The organism is Geomicrobium sp. JCM 19055 (assembly GCF_000698185.1).
GTDB classification, from domain to species: Bacteria; Bacillota; Bacilli; order Bacillales; family Marinococcaceae; genus Geomicrobium_A; species Geomicrobium_A sediminis.
Window position 1 is genome coordinate 1 of record NZ_BAXL01000037.1, and the last position, 22,900, is coordinate 22,900.

A 22,900-nucleotide genomic window follows, 5' to 3' on the forward strand; every position below is an offset into this window, starting at 1 on the left:
ATCGGTAAGAATATAGACAGAAAGAGCAACAACATAAACAGTCCAATAACGAGAAATAAAATCGGTTGAATCGTCATCGTGATTTGTTGCACACGTTGTAATAGATCCTTCCAGAGCATTTCACTATAGTGAATCAAATCATCTGCAAGTTTTCCTGTTTGCTGACCGTGTTGAATAATTTCTTTAAACTCTGCTGTGTAGCAGCCACTGTTGACGACAACGTCTGGAAACTGCAATCCTTCGTTTAATTCTTCTTTCATTCGTTCTCCTTCTTCTTTAAAAATAGACAGACGGCTTTGGTCGACAAACACTGTAAGCACATCTAAAACATGCAGTCCTCCTTTTAACAGTTGCCCGAACTGGAGGCTAAACGAATACGTCAAGTACATACGAAGCAGACGGTTGATGAGAGGGATTTTTAGTATGAGATGATATTGTTCTAGGCTCGATTTGTTCTTAAATGATCCATAATAATAGATCACACCGATCGTAATCACGATCAAAAGCAGAAGGAAACCATAAGGAATGGATTGAAAGAATAGGAAGGTCATCGTTGTAATTGCGGGGTATTCAATATCCATCGTTTGAAATAAAGCTTCGAATTGAGGAAACACGAAGAAAACCATAAAGGAGAATAACATTGCGATGATCCAAATTAACAAAATTGGATATCGTGCAATCGTCATGAATTGCTGTTTGATTTTTTCACGCTCTTTTAACATCCGTCCAGCGTAATAAAACCCTCGATTTAGTCGGCCATATCGTTCCGAAAAAAAATAAATAAGCTTGAATATCGTTAGGCAATTCTAACCGCTCCAACGCCTCTCCCCACGACTTTCCTTCCCCGAGTGCCGTCAACCAATTCGCAATGATTGATTTCGCATAGGACCGTCTTGTATTCCTAATAACGACGCGCCATGATGCAACGTGTACCCTCGCTCAAGCAGCCGACTTAAATTCAAGAAAAAGTTCGCTTTGTCACTCGCTTTCCACTTTTTCTTCATACATACGTACCGAGTGGCAATTCATGATCAAGTAAATTCTGTTCCTGGCAACGTGCAATTTGCAATAGCAAAGGCTCGCCACTCAAAAACTGATAAGATGCCACCCTGCCTGACGGATGGGTAACAAGCGTTTGAGATACAACTGCAACGACACTTTCATACAAATAATTGGCACTAAGGCCGAATTCCATCAATCTCACGAGTGCACCTGCAGGATGTCTCGTGTGTAATGAAGTGAGCACGAGGTGACCTGTCATTGCGGCTCTCACTGCAATTTTGGCGGTAATTTCATCTCGAACCTCTCCGATCATCAGCACATCCGGATCGTGACGAAGCGCCGCCTTTAATGCGTTCGCATAACTTAATCCAGCTTGTTCATTCACTTGCAATTGGGTATAAAGTGGATTGGGTTTTTCAATAGGGTCTTCTACAGAAATGATGTGGCGGAGTTGATCATTTGATACTTCTTCAAGTAGGGCATACATCGTTGTTGTCTTACCAGAACCCGTTGGTCCTGTGAGTAGAATTAATCCGTGGGTAAGTGTACAAAATTGCTGCAGTTGTTTCTTAGCGTTAACGTCCGTCGTTAAGGTCTCGATTTGATATTGATTTGAAAGCGGAAGTAATCGAGCAGCTAAGCGTTCACCAAAAGTAACGGGCATCGTTGAAAGCCGAATCGCAACGTGTTCTTCACCAAACTGAAACGATAGCGAACCGTCTTGAGGCATCCTTCGCTCCCCAATATCCATGCCTGACTGGAACTTCAAATGTGCAATAAGCTTATCGCTAAGCTTACGGGGCAGGCGACTATGTTCCAATAAAACACCTTGCTTCCGAAAATAAACGATTGTTTGCTCTTTAAGCGGATGAAAGTGTACATCTGTCGAACATTCTAAAAAAAGCCGCTTGAAATAGTGAATGAACATCTTCATACACAATCCCAACCAACGCCTCACCTTCCTTTCTAGCTTCTTGTCAACTCTCTCAACCGTAAAGATTCGACAGTGAACTACAGATTCCTTCTTTTGTTTTGTTCTATTTTTTTTGAAAAAAGTTATCCTGCTAACGATCATTACTAAAAAACAGAATCCCACAAAAGCAGGAGTTCTGTTTGTTTAGCTTGTCTTTATTTCTTAGCTTTTTGCTCCAAAATAATTGGAGCTATATTTAGTAGAATAGAAACGATTGTAAAAACCCATAAAGCTCTCTCCATACCCGGTACGACATCCAATAAAGCTGCCCAATCTTCAACTTTTACCCAATCTGACACAAGACTATATTCTGCACAAAGTGTTAAAGCCGTAAATGACAACCCCATCGCCATGGCAAGCTTATAATCCTTACCTGATTTGTACATACAAAGATTAGTAATCGTTGCTACTATAGCAACAACCCCTACGATTACCCACATAACGATCCCTCAATATGTTTAGTTGTTTCTGTTAGAGTAATCCAACTTCTTAATTTTTGCATTATTTTTTGAGTTAATCTTAGGTGATTTGTTCATGCACGGGGTTTTCTATTAAAAATGACAACGCCTCGTCTTCAGTCAAAAAAATGCAATTCTCGTTTATGTTTGGATTGCCTTGTTGTTCGCTTTAACTGTAATTTAGCAACTTGACTTTTTACAATCACAGCTGCTCGTTGCATGCCAACTTCTAATAGCCATTCCTGATGGGATACGATTGCCTTTTGCGTTTCTGGTTGGAATGCAGTGACATCTTGCATATAAACGAGCACATCAAATCCTGGTGTAGAGAATTGTTGAATGAGTCGTTCAATGTCACGATTAGCTTCTTCAACTCCTTCTGAAGTTAATTCACTCGTCCAATGAATGCCAATAACTTTATGCTCAACGTTTACAATGGTAATTCGATACATTTAAAAGCCCTCCAATTTCAATTAAGTAGGTAACTTTACCCAATCACCATTCAATCGAAACAAGACTTTAGACTTACATTATTTATAAGCACTCACGAAACAGCAAAAAGACTGCAGCAAAATGCATTTGCTGCAGTCTTTTTGCTGTTGTTAAATTTAGTTCGTGATCTCTATTTCTTTCACCCAGTAGAAATAATCATAAGCGTCCATCCCAGGGAACGGTGGGTCTTCAAAGGATGGGTCGTCTCCACGTTGTCCTGCATGGTTTTCCCACGTGTGCAAGTAATACACTTCTGCACGATCGACCGTTGTTTCAAGTTCAATTGTTGCCTCTCCTTCAACCCCGTATACAGTATAGGCATCTAGACGGTTTGGAAATGAGAAGATAACACCATCGTCAACAATATCTCCTTCGAGTTCATTCGTTTCATTTCCGCTTTGGTATAACGTGACCGATGCATCTACGACTTCTGATCCGTGGATTTGTTCATCGTTGTCATCATAAAACATCACACCCACATACTCTTCGCCTTCAATCTCTCCATCAGGAAGCATTCCCCAGTCCCAATGAACAGATACCGTTTCTTCTTCAATGTGCCCTTCTAGCGTTAGTGTCTCTTTTAATTCTTCATGATCAATACGATCTGCACTTGAAACATAAAAGTATCCACCAACGAAAAGGAAAACCATTAAAGCACCTGGTATAATTAACATCCATTTGTTGCTACCTTTAAACATTTTTTTCTCCCCTGATCATATAAAGTTTGAAACGTCTGCGCTGCTTGTTTTACCGATGTTGCTTGTAACACATCACTAATAACAGCAACTTGTGTTACGCCTGTTTCAATGACTGACAATGCATTTTGCTGATTAATTCCACCAATAGCAACCGTTGGAATGGCAACACCTTCGACAATTTCTCGTAACAATGTAAGGCCGATTTCTTGTTGCGCATCTTTTTTCGTAGCCGTAGCAAAAACCGGACCAACACCGATATAATCCGCCCCGTCTCGTTCTGCACATACTGCTTCTTCGAGTGAATGTGTAGAGATTCCGATGAGCTTGTTCGGTCCGAGTAGCTTTCTTGCTTCGGTGAGCGGAACGTCATCTTGACCAAAATGAACCCCGTCAGCATCAATAATCAGTGCCACATCTAAATGATCATTCATAATAAACGGAACATCGTAGCTTTTGGCTAATGCAGAAAGCGCCCTTGCATTCTCGATGACTTGTTTCTTAGAACCATTTTTGTCACGATATTGAATCATTTTGGCACCACCCTGAAGCGTTTCTTCCATTACTTCAAGAAGAGGGCGTCCAGGATGCAACTCCTCTGCTGTAATTGCGTATAGACCATTTTGAAGCATCATGTATCTTCCTTTATGTTTAGTTTTTTTTGATTCGGTATTGAAGTGTCTGCCGACTCATACCAATGGCTTTCGCTGTTTGCGAAATGTTTCCGTGATGTTCTTGTAAAGCACGTTGTAAGTACTGCCGTTCTTGTTCATACATGTAATCATGAAAGGTTTGCGATGTTGTCACGGACTCAGAACGTTCTGCTACTACTGCAAAATAATTTGGCAGGTGTTCTTGTCGTAAACAAACATCTTCGTCGTCGATAAAATTCATTGCTCCTTCAATAACATGCTCCAGTTCTCTTACATTGCCTGGGTAATCATGATCGTGCAACTGACGCATAAACTTCACTCATTCTCGAATCTTTAAATTGAATCGCTTGTTAAATTTATTAACGAACGAGAAAACGAGCGGCTCAATGTCTTCTTTTCGTTCCCGCAGAGGGGGTACGTGCAGACTAACGACGTTTAGGCGGTAATACAAATCACGACGAAGTCGTCCTTCTTCAATTGCTACGATCGGGTCTTCGTTCATCGTCGCAACGACCCTTACATCGACTTTTTGATCTTGAATTGCACCGACCCGCCGCACGCGCTTATCTTGCAAGACGCGTAGTAGTTTCGCTTGAAGCACCATCGGCAAGGAATTAAGCTCATCTAAAAGCAACGTGCCCCCATTCGCTTGTTCAAACAAGCCAGCCTTTTCTTTTGCACCGGTAAAAGCTCCCGTGGCGGTTCCAAACAAAATACTCTCAAGCAACGTTTCTGGGATGGCGGCACAGTTTTGGGTTACATATGGACCATTTTGTCGTTCACTTCCAGTATGAATACTTTCAGCAAACAACTCTTTTCCCGTCCCCGTTTCACCGATAACTAGAACCGAAGACGTCGTTCGAGTAGCCCGCTTTGCTTCTTCAATCACACGAAGCAACGCTTTCGAATGTCCGATAATATCAGCAAACGTAAACCTTTCACTCTGCCGCTTCGTCGCACTTTGCTCCATATAATGCTCTAACCGTGTCACATCTCGAGACAGCTCGACCGCCCCGATGCATCGATCCGCGTCATACAATGGGCTCGTCCGATTAATCGTTGTCACATCATGACCATATGCGTTTTTGTATGATTGTTTTCTAGACCGTGAACTTTGTTTTGTATGAATCGCTGTAAGCAATGTACTGTCTTCAACGCGCTTGAAAGAGAAAACCTCTTGGACTGGCCGGTTAATGACGTCTTGTGGGTCCATGCCTTCAATCGTTGCCATCTGATCGTTGTAGTACATCGTCACTCCACGTTGATCAATAATATGGACGCCAACGTCAAGTAAAGATAATAAATGACACACACTTTCCCGGCTCATAACCATAGGACGTTCCCCTTTCCCAATTGATTCTTTTATTATAGCAAATCCAGCATTTTTTTTGACACACCTCTTCTATAGTTGGCTTGAAATTTGCATAAGAATAAAGGTGAGAAAAGGAGTGACTATACATGTCGAATACTAAAAACTTAATTTCACAACACGATCATTACGGAGCACCAAATTATCACCCACTTCCTGTCGTGATCTCTGAAGGAACTGGCTCTTGGGTGAAAGACGCGGATGGCAACGAATTTCTTGATATGCTAAGCGCTTATTCAGCAGTCAACCAAGGTCATCGTCACCCTAAAATTATTGATGCATTAAAAGCGCAAGCCGATCGATTAACTTTATCCTCTCGCGCTTTCCATAACGACCAAATTGGACCATTTTATGAGAAGCTATCTAACCTAACAGGTAAAAATAAAATTCTACCGATGAACACTGGAGCAGAAGCCGTAGAAACAGCAATTAAAGCGGCACGTCGATGGGGTTACCGCGTAAAAGGCATCCCGAACAACCAAGCTGAGATTATCGTTTGTACAGACAATTTCCATGGCCGTACGCTCGCTGCCGTGTCATTGTCATCAAACGAAGAATACCAAAAAGACTTCGGTCCACTTCTTCCAGGGATCAAAGTCATTCCCTACGGTGATATCGATGCATTAAAAGCTGCCATCACAGAAAACACGGCTGCATTTATGTTCGAACCAGTTCAAGGTGAAGCGGGAATCTAATTCCACCGACTGGATTTTTGCAAGACGTTCGTGAGTTATGTACGAAAGAAAATGTACTGATGATTGCTGATGAAATTCAATGTGGTCTCGCTCGTACAGGGAAAATGTTCGCTTGTGAACATGAAGATGTTACGCCTGACCTTTACATTCTCGGGAAGGCACTTGGCGGGGGAGTTATGCCAATTTCTGCGGTTTGTGGAGACGAAGACGTGCTCAACCTCTTTGAACCTGGATCGCACGGCTCAACGTTTGGTGGAAATCCGCTTGCATGTGCCGTATCCATCGCTGCCATGGACGTCATTATTGAAGAAGACCTCGCTCAACGTGCCGAAAAATTAGGCAATTATTTTATGGAAGAGTGCAAAAAAATTAAGCACCCTGCCATTAAAGAAGTACGCGGAAGAGGGTTGTTTATCGGAATCGAATTGCATGAACCCGCAAGAAAATATTGCGAAAGCTTAATGGAAAAAGGCATGCTCTGTAAAGAAACACACGAAAATGTACTACGCCTTGCGCCACCTCTTACGATCTCGAAAGAAGATCTTGATTTTGCGATTGCGAAACTTAACGAAGTATTTGCTAGCTAATCTCTCAGACAGCAATTAGGCAATCTAATAATACGAGCTCATCGAATCCTTCGATGAGCTCGTTTAAATGTATTCAGAACGTTTAGCTAGTTAACGTTTCACACGTCATTCATCGTTCTTCCTTCTACAAACCGATCAAGCCATCGCTGTTCTCCGTCTAATGATTGTTCAGATACTTGATCTTGTACAATTGTAATGAATTGACCATCACCAGTGTAAATTCCAACTAACTTCGGATTCTCAAAAAAACAGAAGGTCACCTTCGTTTAGTTCTTCAACATGGATGCTCTCACCCGTTTGTTGTAAGTCATCGATGTTATCTGGTAATTCAATGCCTGACGCTTCGTTAAAGAGCTGTTGCATAAATGTTGCAGACGTATCATCAAACGAATGATCAATATAACTTCTTGCAATTTGAACGACTTCAAGGTCACGTCGGTCTGTATCATACGTTCTTGCACCGAGCAATCGTGGTGGCCAATACTCACTCGTTGTCAAATCAATCACCGTTACACCGTTTGAAACGGTCGTCACAATCATTTGATTGTTTCCGATATACAGCGCAGGAATAATGCTCGAACCTTGGAAGAACAGAAGATCTCCCGGTTCAGCTGCTTCCATTGAAACTTCTGTTCCTTCTTGCCACTGTTCTCTCCCAAAACGAGGAAGCTCGTAATGATAAGCTTCGTTGTATACGTACTGTACAAAGCCTCCTGTATCAAAACCATCATCTGGGGAAGTACCACCTTGTTTATAATCCGTGCCAAGCAATTGATAGGCTTCAAAAATTGCCTCATTGTCGTACTGGATCGTCAAATCATCAAACCGTTTTGCTCCGGTGAAATGATCTCGCCAATACTCACTCATATAAGAAATCGTTGTCTGTCCTTCTTCTCCCGTTGCGTGAATGATGTAATCTTCTCCTAAATAAATGGCAGTGTGAGAGATGTCTTCTTGCCACGTTCCTGAGAAATATAAGACATCTCCAGGGCGCAACTCTTCATCTAAATCAACGTCATTAATGTCCGTGCCTTCAGGAAGCATTGTTTCTCCTACTTCCCATTGCTTATAACTAATTCGGGGTAAATGAACATCCATCGCTTCCCTAAAAACCATTTGTACAAAAAAAGGAGCAATCAAATGCATCCAACGTACTTCCGGTCATTAAATACGGGGTTCCGATATAGTTCATCGCCTCCCTAATAATCGGGTTCTCATGATCCTCATAGGTCAGTGGATTTGATTTTTCCAATCGATCATCGGTATAGCGTGCAGCACCGACATAACGATCCGAATAATACGTATTGTAATCCAAATGCCGTTCTTCAACGCCTGATGACGTTGCAATGACAAACTGATCATCTTCTGAATAGATTCCCGCGATCAATTCTTCATCATCATTTTCGAAAAAGACGAGATCTCCTGGTTCCAGTTCTTCCCGTTCAACCTCCATACCAGCTTCGTACAATGCTGGCGTTCGTTTTGAAAGCCAACTTCCGGTGATTTCCTTGTACACGTAATAGACAAATGAGCCTGAATTAAACCCTTCCTCTGGACTTGAACCAGTGCGATTATACAGTGTACCTATAAGTTCACGTGCCAACTGCACAATGTCATGATCCGTTGACGGGGGTGTATCTCCATCATACCGTTTAGCCCCAACGTATCGATCTTGATAATAACTACTCGTTTCCATGTTACGTAAGACAATACCTTCACTCGTTACGATGACAAATTGTCCATTGCCAATGTAGATGCCTGACATTAAGAAGCTACCTTGAAAAAAAACACAATATCTCCCGATTGTAATTGGTCAACATCACGGCCTTCAATCCATTGATCACTTGCTGCGCGACGCAACGAAATCCCTTTCGCTTCTTCATAAATAAACTGAACAAACTCTGAAGTAATGAAGCTTTGATCATTGTCACCAACGTTTTCTAAAGCCAGTTCTGCTGCCGGGTCAATCTCCTCATCCTGACTAAATCTTACCGCCCCATGATAGGCGTCTGACCAGTAATCACTATGATTAAAATTGCGCTCTGAAATGCCTTCACTCGTGACAATCACAAAGCGTCCATCGTTAATGTAAATCCCAGACATCAAAGAAGAACCTTGGAAAAATACGACATCGCCAGACTGTAAGTCACTTCGCTCGATGTCTTGTCCCATTTGTTGTTGTTCTCTTGAAAATCTTGGTAGATGTACACCAATCGCTTCTTCATACACATGTTGGACAAACTCAGACGTTAAAAACCCTTGTTGATCTTCTCCAACCATCTCAAGAGCGAGATTTGCTACTCGGTCGTTTGAATCTTCTGCATTAGCTAGTTCTGGAACAAGTATGATTAGAAAAACGAACAAGACGAATCGTTTTAATTGCTTCACTTCTTCACCACCTTAATAAACTATAATGAACTCTTAGTATAGGGATTGTTGGAGCATTTCTCGATGGGGAATTCCTACTTTTCTAAACAAACATCATCACCGATTAACAACATAAAAAAAGAGCCTACCCGTAAGTAATTTACGAGACAGCTCTGTCATGTATTATTCCATGAAACGTTTACCAGCGATTCCTGGGTTCGTCATTTCTTGTGCATCTAGAATTTCATCGAGTTCTTCTTCAGAAAGAATGCCACGCTCGAGGCAAATCTCTTTTACTGAACGTCCAGTTGAAAGTGCTTCTTTTGCGACTCTCGAAGCGACTTCATAACCGACGTGAGGGTTAATTGCCGTCACAATACCGACACTTCGATGAACTTGTTCTTTACTATGCTCCACATTCGCCGTCATACCTTCAAGCGCATACTTGCGGAAGACAGTTAATCCATTATCAAGAATGGATAAGGATTGCAACAAGTTAAACACGAGCACTGGTTCCATTACGTTTAACTCAAGTTGCCCCGCTTCTGAAGCCAATGAGATTGTCTGGTCGTTTCCGATTACTTGGAATGAGATTTGGTTCACAACTTCACACATGACCGGATTCACTTTACCTGGCATGATTGAAGAGCCTGGTTGACGTGCAGGCAAGTTAATTTCATTAATGCCTGTCTTCGGTCCTGAACTCATTAAACGCAAGTCATTTGCCATTTTTGAAAGGTTAATGGCAAGGACTTTCAACGAGCCAGATAGCTCTGTGTAAGCGTCTGTGTTCTGCGTTGCATCGACGAGATGCTTCGCACTTACGAGTGGAAGACCCGTCAGTTGCGCTAAATACTCAGAAACTGTTTTAATATACTCCGGCTGAGCATTTAAGCCTGTCCCAACGGCTGTAGCTCCCATGTTAATTTCATACAAGTTGTCAAGCGCACGACGAATACGTCCACGATCGCGCTCTAACATGCGACGATACGCACCCATCTCTTGACCGAGACGAATTGGCACGGCATCTTGAAGATGCGTACGTCCCATTTTAATGACATCATCAAATGCTGCTTCTTTTTTCTCTAATGTATCAATGACCGCATCTAACGCGTTTTGCAAGCCTTTTGAAAGCTTTAGAGCTGAAATATGGATCGCCGTTGGAAACGCGTCATTCGTTGATTGAGCCATGTTCACGTGCGTGTTTGGACTCAATCTCATATAATCGCCTTTCTCGTATCCTAAAATTTCAATTGCTCGATTGGCAATCACTTCATTTGCGTTCATGTTAAATGAAGTTCCTGCACCACCTTGAATAGCATCAACGACAAATTCACCGTTATGTTGTCCTTCAATGACTTCTTCTGATGCGCGGATAATTGCACTTGCAAGTGACTCGTTCAGGTTTCCAACGTCACGGTTCGCCATTGCTGCAGCTTTCTTCACGTAACCAAATGCTTGAATTAGTGCAGGATGTGGCGGATAGCCAGTAATTGGAAAGTTCTCCATAGCTCGTACCGTTTGAATGCCGTAATAAGCATCAACCGGAACGTGTTTTTCCCCTAAAAAAATCTCGTTCAATGCGGTATTCTTTTGCTTCCATGAGACAATTGTCCCCTCCAGTTATTTTAACTTCTCACCAAATAACGAACCCATCAGAGCAACGGCAGCTTCTGCTGTTTTATTCTTCTCATCAAGTATCGGATTTACTTCAACAAATTCACACGACGTGATGCGTTTTGACTCGTGCAACATTTCCATCGCAAGATGACTTTCGCGATAAGACAGTCCACCTACAACTGGCGTCCCAACTCCAGGAGCATCCAGTGGATCTAGACCATCTAGATCTAAGCTTAGGTGGATGCCATCACAATGTTCAAGATGTTTAAGCGCACGTGACATCACCTCAGTCATTCCGAGGCGATCCACTTCATGCATCGTAAAAACGGTAATATTAGACGTTCTAATAAATTCTTTCTCAGCTTCGTCTAACGCACGAACACCAATTAATACGATGTTTTCTTCTTTTAAAGGATGATCTTGAAAAAGTTCAGTTAACTGCTTATTTCCCCGACCGAGCGCTACCGAAAGTGGCATGCCGTGGATATTCCTGATGGGGATGTTTCTTCAGTGTTAAGGTCTCCGTGAGCATCATACCATATAACGCCGAGTTGTTCATAATGTGGCGTAATTCCTGCGAGTGATCCGATCGCGATGCTATGATCCCCACCAAAAACGAGCGGAAATTTGCCATTTTCTACAATTTCAGAAACTGTACGTTTTAATGCAAGACTTGCGTTAACAACAGTATGTAAATGTTTTAAGTTGGAAGGAGATGCTTCTTTCTCAGTAGGACGTTCAATCAAAATATCTCCACGGTCTTCAATTGCGTACGATAAATTCTCAATTCGTTCGACTGCGCCTGCATACCGAATTGCGCTTGGACCCATGTCCACTCCTCTTCGACTTTGTCCTAAGTCCATCGGTACACCTACAATTGATATCGCTTTATTCATTTGATTCATTCTCCTCTCAGATGATTAATCTCTGCGCTGTGACGATCTAGTGCCAGCTTTGCTGCACCGTAAATCCCGGCTTCATTGCCCAGTTTTGCAGGCACAATTAACGTCTTAGGGTCTGTTTCAAGCAGTGCAAAACGAGAAAAGTGCTCACGAAGCGGCTGAAAAAGCGAATCGCGAGCAGCTGAAATCCCTCCGCCAATCAATACTTTGTTCGGATTGATCAGCGTGACAGCGTTTGCAAGAGCAAGCGCTAAATAATACGTACACTCTTCGATAATCTCAAGTGCCACGTAATCACCAGATTTTGCAGCTTGTACAATGGACTCGACAGAGTCACCCCACTCAAGCTCGGTTGTAACGTTACGTTTTTCACTTAATTTGTCATGCAACGTATTCGCAAATCCTTTTGTTCCTATGTATTCTTCTAAACAACCGCGTCGATTACACGCGCAAAGTCTACCTCCTGGCTTTATTGTAACATGTCCAATCTCTCCACCTGTACCATTTGGGCCATTTATTATTTCTCCACGATGAATAATGCCACCACCAACACCAGTACCAAGCGTTACGAGTAAGAGTGTTTCATTTTGTTGTCCTGCTCCTTGCCAATATTCCCCAAGCGCTGCAAGGTTCGCATCGTTGTTCACAAAGGCTGAAACATCCAGCAGTCGTTCAATCCGCGCCTTGAGGTTGTACTCTTTCCAACCAACATTTACTGCTCCGTGAACAACGCCTCTTTTTGCAGGAACAAAACCTGGAACACCAATACCAATGCTTAAAAGCTTATCGCTCGGTCGCATCTGTCTTTTTATACTCATTGCAATATCACTTGCAATGGACTCACCGTTATTTGCAACATTGGTTTTGATCGACCATTTGTATTGCAATTGGCCCAAGGTCGTAAATGCGCCTAACTTTATGGTACTCGCGCCAATATCCACCCCGATTACGACGTTCATAACTCCTCCATGTCGTTTGTTTTTTTGTTGTGTTCGGTTTGAAGGCGCTCTGCTTCACGACCGAGCAATAACTTGCCATGCATGTAGCGCTTTGGGTCAATGAGTTTGACATCATAGAGCGCTCGTAGTTCTTCCTCCATTAAGTATAAATCGGTAATTGGATCTCTCGTATAAATGACACTGTTGTATTTCATTAAAAACTGACGTATATCATACACATTTTTAAAATCTTCCATAGCTACATTATAGCAACTTTCCCGCGGTCGCGAAAACTAGAAATACGAGAGGGACATAAGGTAAGTAGCGAAAACGAGACCACTGTAAGGAAAGCAGATTTTGTAAATAAAAACCTGCAAACATTCCAATGACAAATATAATAAGAAGTAAAATAAACGTGAGGATTTGCGAGAACCAGACGTTCACAAGTGCACCTGTTAAGAAAAATAACCCGAGCATACTCGCCCAAATCCGTACATCTTTCCGTCCAAAAAAACCCGTAGTACGGATGATAACCAACGACAGCTGCAGTAATAAAGATTATCGTACACGTTGACCAAAACCCACTTAACCAAGATGGCGACAAAAACGCAAAGTAAGAGTTCGCAAGTACTAACCCTAAATAACCGCAACCTCCAAACAAGAGGACGATTAATAGCATCCATTTTTCGACATCCGTGACACGTTGATGTACGAGCATTGCCCCAAAAGCAACAGCGACCATAAACGCAGCAATCATAATTATGGGCTCCTTTTTGTTTAGGTCGTACATGTGTATGCACAGAAAAACGAAGACTTGTCATTTGTTTTAAATCTGCTGCGTTTTGATCACCAAAGCAAGATTGCAGGTTTGTAAGAGATCGGTCGTGAATGCAACTTCACATAACTTCGATCAAAAAAAAGCTACGACGTTTAGTAAACGTCGTAGCTTTAATAAGATCACAAACACTTCTTTAATACGTCACGACTAAACGATCATCTTCAATGTCTACAAATAAAGTAATCATATAACTACTAATTCCACCGCTAGCTGTTAGACTCTCATTAAACGTCGCACGTTCATCATTATGCTGTACTTCCGGTACGCCGTTAAACGTCCCACCAATTACTCTAAACGATAGATCATACGCATCAACAATTACATGATCTTCTGTAGATACATCAACATAATATTCAACTTGGTACGTCCCAACATTACGATACGCTCTGTACGTATCCATCTTTGGATTACTCGAAGAAATTTGTTCGATACCTAAAATTGAGCTTTGACCATCTTCTTGTTGTTCCTCATCTAGGTAAACATGAGCTTCTGAATGAGAGGAAACAATCATTGCAGAAACAATTACAACAACTGCTAAAACACCAATCGGCAAGAAAATCTTCCATCCTAACGTACCTATATTCCACTGCATTAACAACCACCTCAATCAGTGTATTCACTGATTCCTATTCCCTTTTTATGGTAAGTTCTACCTTGTTTTTTGTTTTTTTCTAAATTTTCGTTTACTATGTGTTTCTTAAGGGAAAACCTTGTAGAAGTTAAGGTGGTGACAATATGGTTCATTCATTAACGAGAGACCGGGTACTCAGTCTGGTATTAGGCATAGGGAGCGTTATGTTTTTACCATTAGGTGCTCTGCTTGCAATCGTCGGTCTCTTATACTTTCCTCCAGAAGACCGGTTCATCAGGATTGGCAGAGCATTCTGTTGGCTCGCAATTATTTTAGCCGTTTTAGGGCTAACAATAACGATCTATAATCTAATCGTTAGTTGATTCAACAAAAAAAAGAACGTCTCTAGAGAGTTCCCGGAGTGTCGAAAAAGTGCTGTTCTTATAAGTGGAGATTAATGAACTTCCAAATTCCAGAGTATTGAAATTATACATTTTAATTTTGCTTTTATAAACTCAACATGCCATATAAAAGCGCCTGTCGTGGCGAAGACGCCTGCGGGAGTAGCGTTAGCCGAAGATCATCGTGCGAAGCACGATAGCTGAGGCAACGCCCGCGGCAAGCGTAGCCACAGAAGCCGCTTACTCATTTACGAGTACTCAGGTTGGTACGTTTAAGTTTCTCAACAGTCTTAGAACGTCTCTAGAGACGTTCTAAGCATAAGCTTTTAAATCTAAATTATTGGCGAAATACACTACGTGTAATTTCGTATATACACTTCGCAGAAGAAAAAAAAGTGGCTGCCGTGGCGAAGACGCTTACGGAAGTAAAGTTAGCTTAAGCAACGCCCGCGGCAAGCGCAACCACAGAAACCACATACTAAAGTGTGTGCATATTTTTTCTGGTACGTACGCCGACATTCTCAGTAGCCTATGGACATCTTATTAGCCTTTCTTCATTTACCCTTCCATCCGCTCATAGAAATCTTCATAATGAGAATTGTCCGGGTCCATCTCCATCGCTTGCTCCACGTACTCACGACCTTGTTCTTCATCACCGAGTTGATAGTACGTATACCCTAAATTGTACACCGCTTCATGAAAGTCTGGATTCCCTTCAACGGCTTGCTTATAATAGTGCAATGCTTCTTCGTAATTATGTCGCCCTACTTCACTGTTGCCAATGACGAAGTACGCTTCAGGAGCCTCTGTATGATCAATCACTTCAGACATCACTTCATACGCCTCATCAAAACGCTCTTCTTCCATTAACTCTTGGCTGATTTGCATTTCAACAAGTGGTAGCGAACTAACCGAAGCTTCACTAACGTACCCGTATGTAAAAACACCTGCTGCAACGACCAACAATGAGACCGCTCCAATGACTCTTCGTAAACCGTGTTTAACGTGTGGCAACTGAACGATGGACGCGGCTAAAAACCCGCCAAGTAATCCGCCCATGTGCGCACCGTTATCAACCATCGGAACAACGGTTCCAAAGACAATATTAATCGCTAAGATGATGAGCAAGCTTTTTCCCATCGTCTTAAAGAACAGGTCACGATACACGAGACCAAAGTATAACAACGCTCCAAAACAACCAAAGATTGCTCCACTTGCACCTGCTGATACTTGGGATGTGAACGCATAACTCGCAATTGAACCGACAATTCCAGCTGCGAAATAAATAAACACAAACCGTCCGGTACCATAAATTCGCTCAACCGCATTCCCTAAGTAAAAGAGCGCTAATGCGTTCATTAACAAGTGAAAAATGCCGATATGCAAAAACATCGATGTGACAAAACGCCACACTTCACCATCGTCGATCGCTGGGTTGTATTTTGCGCCAAAATCAATCAGTGCTAACACGTCTTGAGAACTGGCGAGCGTTTCAATAAGAATAAAAACGGTTGCGATGAGTACGAGTAGCACCATCGTAAACCTAGGCTTTCCGTAGGCGAAAACTTTTTGAATTTCTTTTTGTTCACGTTCCAACTCATCGAGAACTTCAATGCGCTTTCTCGTCACTTGATGTTGTTTTACTTGTTCGTGATCAGGCAACATCTGCTCTTTCGTCGGGAAGCCTTCACTCGCTTGAATGGTTTCTAAAAAGCGATTGACGTCATCCCCATGATGCGCACCAATTGAAGCGGCAAACAATTTTGTGACAACAGGCCGCTTCTTGCTTGCATCTGTATAAAGAATTTCATTCGTTTTCTGTTGCCAATTGTCAACCGGTGCAATTGACGTTACGTAGAGATGATAGTAATTCACTTCTTTTTTTCTTGGTGGTTTCTTTAGCACTTGAAATTGATTGGCCACTTCTTTCATGTGGTCTTCTAGACCACGACTGTACGCCATATCAATCTTAGACATACTGATGACCGTAACGTCGTGGTCGGTCTCTCTTTCAAGCCATAGTTGCTTACGATCACCACTCACGTGTAAGGCTTTAAAGTTATTCTTAGTAACGAGATGATGGGCGAGTTCCCAAAAGAGAACGTCTTGATCTCTAACCTCCATTGCATTCATCCTTTATCTATTCATTCCCTTATCTCTAATACTAAGGCAGTTGACGAATAGTTGCGAACAATATCTCCTATTGAAATGGAGAATAACGTGCTAACATTCTCCTTCGAATCGGTTTAATGTTCATCATCGTAGAAATGATAAAACGTCTTCTCGCTTCATTCATAAGTAATTTATTAATAAATACGTGGCGGTATTGATACAGAATAGCTGTCACGACCATTACGAGTAGAAAACATAGTAGTCTTTTCATTGCTCATCACCTTTTTCTTTTTAGTTTGCTTTAAAAAGAAAAACACTATACAAATAGCAAAATGATGAGCGCCGCCGAACTCGTACATATGAAGTTGACGACATTATTAGTGATCTTTGGTACACCACGGTCGAACACCGTTTGCCTTTCACAATGATGCTTGTCCTCTGTTAAGTCACCGCAAACGACACAACGTCGTTCTTCCTGAATAAAAGCACCAACGACCGTATCAACAAACGCACCGATAAACCCAGCCAACGTAACGATCACAATTGAAATCGCAGGTAACGAAAACAACGCAAAACCTGCGATCGCAATGAGGAACTGCCAGCAAGACTAGCCAACGTTCCAATAAAAGTCATCGCACCCGAACGTCCAATTTCATCTTTAGAGATTTGTCTTAATTGAAATGGTTTCCCACCATAACGTCTTCCAATTTCTGTAGCCCATGTATCACTTGTCGCAGCAGCAAGTGATGCTAGAAAAAGGTACACCGCAATGTCGCCAAAAAAAAGGCACGAGCAAGGCTGCCACAGCTGCAACTCCGCCATTAGCGAGCACTTGAAGCGATGTTCGTTGTTCCTTTTCACGAGTAAACGAAGAAGCTTTTAACCTCCCTAACACCGTACTCGTAATAAAAAAAATAACGCTAATATGATTAACCCTTGAACTTCGAAGAAATAAGCAATTAACACACCGATCAAAAACGCAGTCAGTGCGCCCAAACCTGTTAACGATTTAAAACGATACGCAACGATGGCAATCAGTGCAATTGCACTACTATATATCATCATCCTTTTTCACCTTCAATGATTAAGTAATCCACACGTTGATCATGAGGCTCTACATGCACCTTCCGCTGTAATTGAAAGTCATATAGCAGGCTCATCGTTGCAATGCGAGGATATTCTTCTAGAAATGTATCGTAATAGCCACCGCCATAGCCAACTCTAAACCCTTTATCGTCATAGGCAACACCTGGTACGACAACGACATCAATTAACGCTTTGTCGATCTGTTTTGCTGACGTTGCGTCCGGTTCTAACACCCCGAACGAAGATGTGACTAAGTTTTCAAAGGATGAAAGTATGTAAAAATCCATCTGTCTTGCTTTAGAGCGCGTGACCCTCGGTACGACGATCGTTTTTGACAACGACCAGAGCTTCTCGATGAGTGCCTCGTCGGCAATTCATGTGCCATACTTATTGTTAGCGCCACTGTCTTCGCATCTTGAATGATCGGTTGCTGCATGAAGCGTTCATATAGTGGTTCAGCTCTTTGTTCTAGCTCATCATCTGTCATTGTTTTAAGAGCATTTAGTATCGATTTACGAAGAATTTCTTTTTCATTCACCGTATCCTCACCTTTTTTTCCATATAAAAAGAAGCAGCAAAAAATCTGCTGCTTACTTCGTTTCACGGTGGAGCGTATGCTTTTGTAGTCTTGGACTATATTTCTTAAATTCAATACGCTCTGGATTAGTACGTTTGTTTTTTTTGTTGTTATATAGTTGCGGTCACCCGTTTCCGTGCATGCAAGTGTTACTTGAACGCGCATCCGTATCCCTCCTATCATCGCAATCATACCAACATATACTAACAGTTTTTAGGCAATAAATCAAGATGAAGTTGTACACATCACGTAGTATAATGGCACTATCGTTAAAAAAAGGGGGAATCTTGTTGGACATTGTCGTTATTATCTTATTAAGTCTAAGCGTCCTCTGCTTTATTTTATCTATCATAAAGCAAAAACAAGACGTCAAACAAGATCTATCGGTTGAGCAGCATACGTTGCAACTTATGGGTGATGTGTATACGTTACAAACGAAAGTAGAGCGGCTTGAAGAAGAATTGTTAGTCACGACAACAAAAGAAGATAAACAAACGAGCTCATTGCATCAACTAAAACAGACGATCGCTGAAAAAAAATCTCACACGGTCATTCTGTAGTAGACATTTCTAAACAACTACAACTTAGTGAAGATGAAGTGCTACATCTGCTTCCTTCATCGCTAAAAGGATCGTAACGATGACACCTCACACATTGCGTGGACTTGCGTCTGGCTTGTTCGTTGCAGCAGTTGTTGTCATTTCGTTTCAATACTTCTTCCAAGATGACAACGAAAGTGACGCGAACGCAGAAACCGTCCGCTCTGCTGCTCCGACGAGTTCAATTGATGACTATACCGATGAAACACTATACAATGCATTACTCGAGCGAGACTATGATTTCCCTGTCTCAGAAACCGAACGGATTGTAGATGAACAAAATGAAGAAACGGTACTTTATGTCGTTATACATGAAGGGATGACGAGTGACGACGTTGCACAAGTACTCGTTGATAGCGGCTTCATCGCCACAACGAATGAATTTATTGAACCGCTTTATGAACGAGAACGACAAACGCAAATTCAAACCGGCCTTCATAACGTAACCAATGAGTACTCGATCGATGAAATTATCGAGACATTCACAACACCTTAACCGAATTAGAAAAAAATGCCATCAAAGTTTACCTACTTTGATGGCATTTTCATTTCCTTTATGCTTCTGGGTCACCGTAAATTTCTTCTTCATCTTCTTCTTGTTCTGGATTACTTCGATCTTCTTGTAAATCGAAATACGCTTGAAGCGATTCACGTGCAATATGGTTTGCAATCCCTTGTCTTCCACCCGCACGTTCAAGTGCTACATTTGGTACAACAACAGCTATCGCAACTTCTGGATCATCAAAAGGAGCATATCCTACAAACGATTGGTTGTTCCCATTCATACCATTCGTCATAATTTGAGCTGTTCCCGTCTTACCAGCCGCTTCATACGTGGCAGAATTAAAGTAACTATTCGCCGTCCCGCCTCCTTGGCCACCGACGCTAATCACTTGTCTCATTGCCGTTTGCATGCGCTCAAAATCAGCATCTGAATTATCCACGGTATTTAATACTTCTGGTTGACTTTGTCTTACGATCGCTCCTGAGTTTTCTTCCCCGTTACTCGGTTCATGAATTTCACGAACGAGTTGAGGTTTCATACGTTTTCCACCGTTAGCCATCGTTGCGGTATATTGTGCAAGTTGCATCGGCGTGTACGTATCATATTGTCCAAAGCTTAAGAACAATACCTCACCTTGTTGGTTGTTTCCAATTAAACCCGTTGATTCACTCGGTAAATCAATTCCCGTTTCCGTTCCTAATCCAAACTGTCGGTAATGATCCCGCAGTGCTTGATAAGACTCTGACAATGCGCCCCAACTATTCGTTGACATGTTATAATCCGCAAGTCTCATTGCGATTTCTGTCATATAAATGTTCGAGGATCTTCGGATGGCATCGATATCGTTAATGTATCCCATCGTCTGCCAAGAACGAATCGTCGGTGAGCTTGGAATAGTAATCGGTGCATCTCGAACGACCGTGCCGTGATCAACAACTCCGTGATGATAGCCAGCTAACATCGTCGCCATCTTCACTGTTGAACCCATTTCAAAAGTACTCGTCGTCGCACCCAGGTTTTCACCTTCATATCCTGCAATCGTTAAAATTTCTCCTGTGTCAGGTTCCATCATAATGACATACGCTTCTCGATCAGCAATAAATGATCCTGTCATTTCTTGATTGATAATCTCTTCTACTTCTTGTTGCAATGCCATATCAATCGTTAAAATTAAATCATTACCACGACGACCTGGATCTGTCGTTACATTTCCTTCTGCATCCGTTCGCATGACTGCTTTTTCGCCACGTAACACATTTTCATACTGCGACTCTAAAAACGACGTGCCGACCGTGTCGCTTCGTTCATATCCACGACCAACATAACCATCCAACTGTTCTGCTGGAATGCTACCTGTCCCGCCAAATAGGCGTCTAAATGAATTACCGTAAGGATAAATTCGTTCAGAATCTCGTAAAATATCCGTCCCTGGCATATCATGCAAAACTTCACCGAGTCGATGCGCTTCTTCTTCACTTAAATTTCTTGCAATTCGATTCGGAGAATAGTTGTATCCGCTAAGCATCTCAGCCCAAATGACAACTGCTTGTTGCTCTTCATATGAAAAGCTATCAGCAATCTCTTCTTCGTCTAATCGATTTAATTGCAATTGATAAAACTCATCATCTTCCAATTCATTCGCTTCTTGATCTGTCGTTAGACTAGAAACGTGTGTCGAGATCGGTCCGTCTTCTTCCATAGAACCTTTGTAAAGATAATAATCTTTCCATTCTCTTGCATTCACAGATTCAATTTGCTCATCTTCAATGTTTAAATAGTCCACGAGTTGATGCGCAATTTCATAACGCTCAAGATCATTGCGCGGTGTATTTGTATACGTCAAGGATAGTTGCAAATCGTTATCTACAACGACATTGTCATAGCGATCAATCATTAATCCCCGCGGTGCATCCACATTTGCTGTTTGCTCTTCTTGTTGACTTAACATTAAATCGTAAGACTCGCCTTCAACAATTTGAATATAGCCTAGCCTTAAAATCAACACAGAAAATAAAATAAACACACCGAAAAATAGCACATTTAATCGAAAAGGGATGTGATTTTTTCGTCGATCATTCACCATTATGTAAGCTCCCCTCTTGTGTGTTCAACATAACCGTTCTTATTGTATCACGAGGGTCTTTAGCGATAAACGACGATTTTGTGACTACGACTGTCGCTCTGCATCTTCCATCCCTTTTGATGAGAACTCTTGTTGTTTTTTTTCGCAGCTCGTCCAAAAGCAATCGGACGGATGGCCATATATAAAAACAAGTGCCCTGCACCAAAGAGAAGCAAGGTAAACATAATGCCACGCTCTTCGCCCATATAATGAACGGCAACCATAAAACCAACAATTGAAAACGCACGTCCAGCATTTAAAAACCATTCACGCATCACAAGGTATTCGACTCGCATCGAGGCGGCTTTGTACGCTTTACCGATAATGTCATACGTCATTGAAACATACGGGACGAACACGAGTGGATATGCAAATGAAATGATCATTCCATAAATAAGCAAACGGGTAAATGTCTGATCACCGATAATAATAAACAGCGCAAGGTAAAGCAACAGCGCACCAATTAAAATACCATTTTTACGATATTTCGCTTTTAAATAGCGACCAACAAGAAAGTATGCTAAAAACGAAATCGCCGACGTAATTAATCCATACGTCCCAAGCGCCATCTCACTTCCGGTCGTCGTATAAATCCAAATCACGATAATAAAAACAAAGACACCTTCTCGTAACCCTTGAAAAAAATGGGCAAAGAGAATCCTTCTCCAATCATCATCTTCATGACGTCGTTGCCACACACTACTTATCCTAAAAATGCCTGACGAATTTCTACGTTTAAAGTAAAACGACAACACGACCGCTACCGCAAACAACAATAGTGAAATTGCAAAAATCGTTTGATACCCAACAAATCCAGGAAAATAGTGAATGATCATCCAGCTGTAAACGGACCAATCATCCCAGCAAACGACGAAAACAACCCTAAAAACCCATTAAAGACATCTCTCGTCTCAGGCTCAGTAATTTCAAAAGTTAACACGTTAAACGCAAGCCAATACACACCAAACCCAAGACCTAGAATCGCCCCTAGAATGATAAGCATTTGACTCGCATTCGTTCCAGCTAGTAGCACAACTAAATAAAATACTGCTAGCATTCCAACCCCAATCCGTAACACCGTCGTACGATCAAGACGTTTCGTTAAGCGCCCCGCTAAAAAAAACGCCAGCGGTTGGAATAGTACCGAAGCTAAATTGTATAAAGCAATCGCTAAAATATCTTCAGATTGCTTCCATAAGTAAACGTTCACAAACGTATTAGAAAGCGCTGTACTTAATGCATACAAGCCCCCGTAAGTAGTAACAACTTAAAGTCTTTATTATGATAAACGAAGTCTGGAATTAAATTCTTTAACCACAACCGCATCCGCCACCTCAC

At 41.8% G+C, this 22,900-nt stretch carries 22 protein-coding genes and 8 pseudogenes; 4 read left to right on the top strand and 26 right to left on the bottom strand.

Going from position 1 to position 22,900, the window contains the following annotated elements:
- From JCM19055_RS21840 to JCM19055_RS21870, 8 genes and pseudogenes are all read right to left on the bottom strand, one after another.
- The coding region (locus JCM19055_RS21840) for a type II secretion system F family protein (RefSeq protein WP_042361354.1) at window positions 1-722 on the bottom strand (722 nt) is incomplete at its 3' end.
- 132 nt (window positions 723-854) lie between these two features.
- On the bottom strand, window positions 855-1,004 hold the full coding sequence (locus JCM19055_RS27795) for a hypothetical protein (RefSeq protein ID WP_193745546.1): 150 nt from the start codon (window positions 1,002-1,004) through the stop codon (window positions 855-857).
- On the bottom strand, window positions 1,001-1,936 hold the full coding sequence (locus JCM19055_RS21845) for an ATPase, T2SS/T4P/T4SS family (RefSeq protein WP_042361380.1): 936 nt from the start codon (window positions 1,934-1,936) through the stop codon (window positions 1,001-1,003). Before JCM19055_RS21845 ends, JCM19055_RS27795 begins: the two co-directional genes overlap by 4 nt.
- Window positions 1,937-2,130: 194 nt before the next feature.
- On the bottom strand, window positions 2,131-2,415 hold the full coding sequence (locus JCM19055_RS21850; RefSeq protein WP_042361356.1) for a hypothetical protein: 285 nt from the start codon (window positions 2,413-2,415) through the stop codon (window positions 2,131-2,133).
- A gap of 134 nt (window positions 2,416-2,549) precedes the next feature.
- A complete protein-coding gene (locus JCM19055_RS21855; RefSeq protein WP_042361357.1) occupies window positions 2,550-2,885 on the bottom strand; it encodes a hypothetical protein in 336 nt (111 codons plus the stop codon).
- Window positions 2,886-3,041: 156 nt separating this feature from the next.
- The gene (locus tag JCM19055_RS21860) at window positions 3,042-3,623 is read right to left on the bottom strand and encodes a hypothetical protein (RefSeq protein WP_042361358.1); all 582 of its coding nucleotides are present in this window, start codon (window positions 3,621-3,623) and stop codon (window positions 3,042-3,044) included.
- Window positions 3,593-4,252 (bottom strand): thiamine phosphate synthase, encoded by a 660-nt coding sequence (gene thiE, locus JCM19055_RS21865; protein WP_042361359.1) that lies wholly within the window; start codon window positions 4,250-4,252, stop codon window positions 3,593-3,595. Before thiE ends, JCM19055_RS21860 begins: the two co-directional genes overlap by 31 nt.
- A gap of 19 nt (window positions 4,253-4,271) precedes the next feature.
- Window positions 4,272-5,606 (bottom strand): annotated as a pseudogene (locus JCM19055_RS21870) (sigma-54 interaction domain-containing protein).
- Between the two features lie 125 nt (window positions 5,607-5,731).
- On the opposite strand from JCM19055_RS21870, the pseudogene JCM19055_RS21875 reads away from it, so the two are divergent.
- Window positions 5,732-6,924, top strand: a pseudogene (locus JCM19055_RS21875) (ornithine--oxo-acid transaminase).
- A gap of 98 nt (window positions 6,925-7,022) precedes the next feature.
- On the opposite strand, the gene JCM19055_RS27800 reads toward JCM19055_RS21875, so the two are convergent.
- From JCM19055_RS27800 to JCM19055_RS21915, 10 genes and pseudogenes are all read right to left on the bottom strand, one after another.
- Window positions 7,023-7,184 (bottom strand): hypothetical protein, encoded by a 162-nt coding sequence (locus tag JCM19055_RS27800; RefSeq protein WP_193745547.1) that lies wholly within the window; start codon window positions 7,182-7,184, stop codon window positions 7,023-7,025.
- Window positions 7,165-8,040, bottom strand: coding sequence for an NlpC/P60 family protein (locus tag JCM19055_RS21880; protein ID WP_265182471.1), 876 nt, complete (start codon window positions 8,038-8,040; stop codon window positions 7,165-7,167). The genes JCM19055_RS27800 and JCM19055_RS21880 overlap by 20 nt, the downstream gene beginning before the upstream one ends.
- Window positions 8,030-8,689, bottom strand: a complete 660-nt coding sequence (locus JCM19055_RS24935; RefSeq protein ID WP_052366654.1) for an NlpC/P60 family protein — start codon at window positions 8,687-8,689, stop codon at window positions 8,030-8,032. The genes JCM19055_RS21880 and JCM19055_RS24935 overlap by 11 nt, the downstream gene beginning before the upstream one ends.
- Complete coding sequence (locus JCM19055_RS21885) at window positions 8,689-9,312, bottom strand: C40 family peptidase (RefSeq protein ID WP_042361360.1); 624 nt, start codon at window positions 9,310-9,312, stop codon at window positions 8,689-8,691. The genes JCM19055_RS24935 and JCM19055_RS21885 overlap by 1 nt, the downstream gene beginning before the upstream one ends.
- Window positions 9,313-9,474: 162 nt before the next feature.
- A pseudogene (gene aspA, locus JCM19055_RS21890) lies at window positions 9,475-10,894 on the bottom strand (aspartate ammonia-lyase).
- Between the two features lie 20 nt (window positions 10,895-10,914).
- Window positions 10,915-11,816 (bottom strand): annotated as a pseudogene (rocF, locus tag JCM19055_RS21895) (arginase).
- On the bottom strand, window positions 11,813-12,772 hold the full coding sequence (locus tag JCM19055_RS21900) for an ROK family glucokinase (protein ID WP_042361362.1): 960 nt from the start codon (window positions 12,770-12,772) through the stop codon (window positions 11,813-11,815). The pseudogene rocF and the gene JCM19055_RS21900 overlap by 4 nt, the downstream one beginning before the upstream one ends.
- Window positions 12,769-12,990, bottom strand: a complete 222-nt coding sequence (locus tag JCM19055_RS21905) for a YqgQ family protein (RefSeq protein ID WP_193745548.1) — start codon at window positions 12,988-12,990, stop codon at window positions 12,769-12,771. Before JCM19055_RS21905 ends, JCM19055_RS21900 begins: the two co-directional genes overlap by 4 nt.
- Window positions 12,991-13,010: 20 nt before the next feature.
- Window positions 13,011-13,508 carry a hypothetical protein gene (locus JCM19055_RS21910; RefSeq protein WP_042361365.1) on the bottom strand — a complete coding sequence of 166 codons (498 nt, stop codon included), beginning with the start codon at window positions 13,506-13,508 and terminating at the stop codon, window positions 13,011-13,013.
- Window positions 13,509-13,722: 214 nt separating this feature from the next.
- Window positions 13,723-14,181: a DUF5626 family protein gene (locus JCM19055_RS21915; RefSeq protein WP_042361366.1), complete on the bottom strand. Its 459-nt coding sequence runs from the start codon at window positions 14,179-14,181 to the stop codon at window positions 13,723-13,725.
- A 143-nt stretch (window positions 14,182-14,324) separates the two neighbouring features.
- Here JCM19055_RS21915 and JCM19055_RS21920 point away from each other — a divergent pair, with 143 nt between their 5' ends.
- Entirely contained in the window at window positions 14,325-14,543 is a 219-nt protein-coding gene (locus JCM19055_RS21920) for a hypothetical protein (protein ID WP_042361368.1), read from the top strand.
- A gap of 576 nt (window positions 14,544-15,119) precedes the next feature.
- Here JCM19055_RS21920 and JCM19055_RS21925 read toward each other — a convergent pair.
- From JCM19055_RS21925 to rpmG, 6 genes and pseudogenes are all read right to left on the bottom strand, one after another.
- Window positions 15,120-16,685 carry a rhomboid family intramembrane serine protease gene (locus JCM19055_RS21925; protein ID WP_042361370.1) on the bottom strand — a complete coding sequence of 522 codons (1,566 nt, stop codon included), beginning with the start codon at window positions 16,683-16,685 and terminating at the stop codon, window positions 15,120-15,122.
- 76 nt (window positions 16,686-16,761) lie between these two features.
- Window positions 16,762-16,944, bottom strand: coding sequence for a hypothetical protein (locus JCM19055_RS21930; protein ID WP_042361371.1), 183 nt, complete (start codon window positions 16,942-16,944; stop codon window positions 16,762-16,764).
- 45 nt (window positions 16,945-16,989) lie between these two features.
- A pseudogene (locus JCM19055_RS32530) lies at window positions 16,990-17,568 on the bottom strand (DUF92 domain-containing protein).
- Complete coding sequence (locus JCM19055_RS26825; RefSeq protein WP_152550028.1) at window positions 17,562-17,738, bottom strand: DUF92 domain-containing protein; 177 nt, start codon at window positions 17,736-17,738, stop codon at window positions 17,562-17,564. Before JCM19055_RS26825 ends, JCM19055_RS32530 begins: the two are co-directional and overlap by 7 nt.
- Window positions 17,735-18,246: pseudogene (locus tag JCM19055_RS21940) on the bottom strand (5-formyltetrahydrofolate cyclo-ligase). Before JCM19055_RS21940 ends, JCM19055_RS26825 begins: the two are co-directional and overlap by 4 nt.
- 103 nt (window positions 18,247-18,349) lie before the next feature.
- Window positions 18,350-18,501, bottom strand: a pseudogene (rpmG, locus tag JCM19055_RS21945) (50S ribosomal protein L33).
- Between the two features lie 125 nt (window positions 18,502-18,626).
- On the opposite strand from rpmG, the gene JCM19055_RS21950 reads away from it, so the two are divergent.
- Together JCM19055_RS21950 and JCM19055_RS21955 are read left to right on the top strand one after the other, a co-directional pair.
- On the top strand, window positions 18,627-18,896 hold the full coding sequence (locus JCM19055_RS21950; RefSeq protein WP_042361374.1) for a hypothetical protein: 270 nt from the start codon (window positions 18,627-18,629) through the stop codon (window positions 18,894-18,896).
- Between the two features lie 79 nt (window positions 18,897-18,975).
- A complete protein-coding gene (locus tag JCM19055_RS21955) occupies window positions 18,976-19,431 on the top strand; it encodes a hypothetical protein (protein ID WP_042361375.1) in 456 nt (151 codons plus the stop codon).
- Between the two features lie 58 nt (window positions 19,432-19,489).
- Here the strand turns inward: JCM19055_RS21955 and JCM19055_RS21960 are convergent, their stop codons facing one another.
- Complete coding sequence (locus JCM19055_RS21960; protein ID WP_042361378.1) at window positions 19,490-21,523, bottom strand: penicillin-binding protein 2; 2,034 nt, start codon at window positions 21,521-21,523, stop codon at window positions 19,490-19,492.
- Window positions 21,524-21,582: 59 nt separating this feature from the next.
- Window positions 21,583-22,882: pseudogene (locus JCM19055_RS32535) on the bottom strand (MFS transporter).
- Window positions 22,883-22,900 lie beyond the last annotated feature (18 nt).

Coding starts and splice junctions, on each gene's coding strand:
- JCM19055_RS21900 (WP_042361362.1), bottom strand. CDS start 12,772: ATGAACGTCGTAATCGGGGTGGATATTGGCGCGAGTACCATAAAGTTA.
- JCM19055_RS24935 (WP_052366654.1), bottom strand. CDS start 8,689: ATGTCAGGCATCTACATTGGCAATGGACAATTTGTCATCGTAACGAGT.
- JCM19055_RS21850 (WP_042361356.1), bottom strand. CDS start 2,415: ATGTGGGTAATCGTAGGGGTTGTTGCTATAGTAGCAACGATTACTAAT.
- JCM19055_RS26825 (WP_152550028.1), bottom strand. CDS start 17,738: ATGATGATATATAGTAGTGCAATTGCACTGATTGCCATCGTTGCGTAT.
- JCM19055_RS21845 (WP_042361380.1), bottom strand. CDS start 1,936: ATGAAGATGTTCATTCACTATTTCAAGCGGCTTTTTTTAGAATGTTCG.
- JCM19055_RS21855 (WP_042361357.1), bottom strand. CDS start 2,885: ATGTATCGAATTACCATTGTAAACGTTGAGCATAAAGTTATTGGCATT.
- JCM19055_RS27795 (WP_193745546.1), bottom strand. CDS start 1,004: ATGAAGAAAAAGTGGAAAGCGAGTGACAAAGCGAACTTTTTCTTGAAT.
- JCM19055_RS21910 (WP_042361365.1), bottom strand. CDS start 13,508: ATGATTGCTGCGTTTATGGTCGCTGTTGCTTTTGGGGCAATGCTCGTA.
- JCM19055_RS21880 (WP_265182471.1), bottom strand. CDS start 8,040: ATGGTTTTTAGGGAAGCGATGGATGTTCATTTACCCCGAATTAGTTAT.
- JCM19055_RS21860 (WP_042361358.1), bottom strand. CDS start 3,623: ATGTTTAAAGGTAGCAACAAATGGATGTTAATTATACCAGGTGCTTTA.
- JCM19055_RS21930 (WP_042361371.1), bottom strand. CDS start 16,944: ATGAAAAGACTACTATGTTTTCTACTCGTAATGGTCGTGACAGCTATT.
- thiE (WP_042361359.1), bottom strand. CDS start 4,252: ATGCTTCAAAATGGTCTATACGCAATTACAGCAGAGGAGTTGCATCCT.
- JCM19055_RS21960 (WP_042361378.1), bottom strand. CDS start 21,523: ATGGTGAATGATCGACGAAAAAATCACATCCCTTTTCGATTAAATGTG.
- JCM19055_RS21955 (WP_042361375.1), top strand. CDS start 18,976: ATGACACCTCACACATTGCGTGGACTTGCGTCTGGCTTGTTCGTTGCA.
- JCM19055_RS21925 (WP_042361370.1), bottom strand. CDS start 16,685: ATGGAGGTTAGAGATCAAGACGTTCTCTTTTGGGAACTCGCCCATCAT.
- JCM19055_RS21915 (WP_042361366.1), bottom strand. CDS start 14,181: ATGCAGTGGAATATAGGTACGTTAGGATGGAAGATTTTCTTGCCGATT.
- JCM19055_RS21920 (WP_042361368.1), top strand. CDS start 14,325: ATGGTTCATTCATTAACGAGAGACCGGGTACTCAGTCTGGTATTAGGC.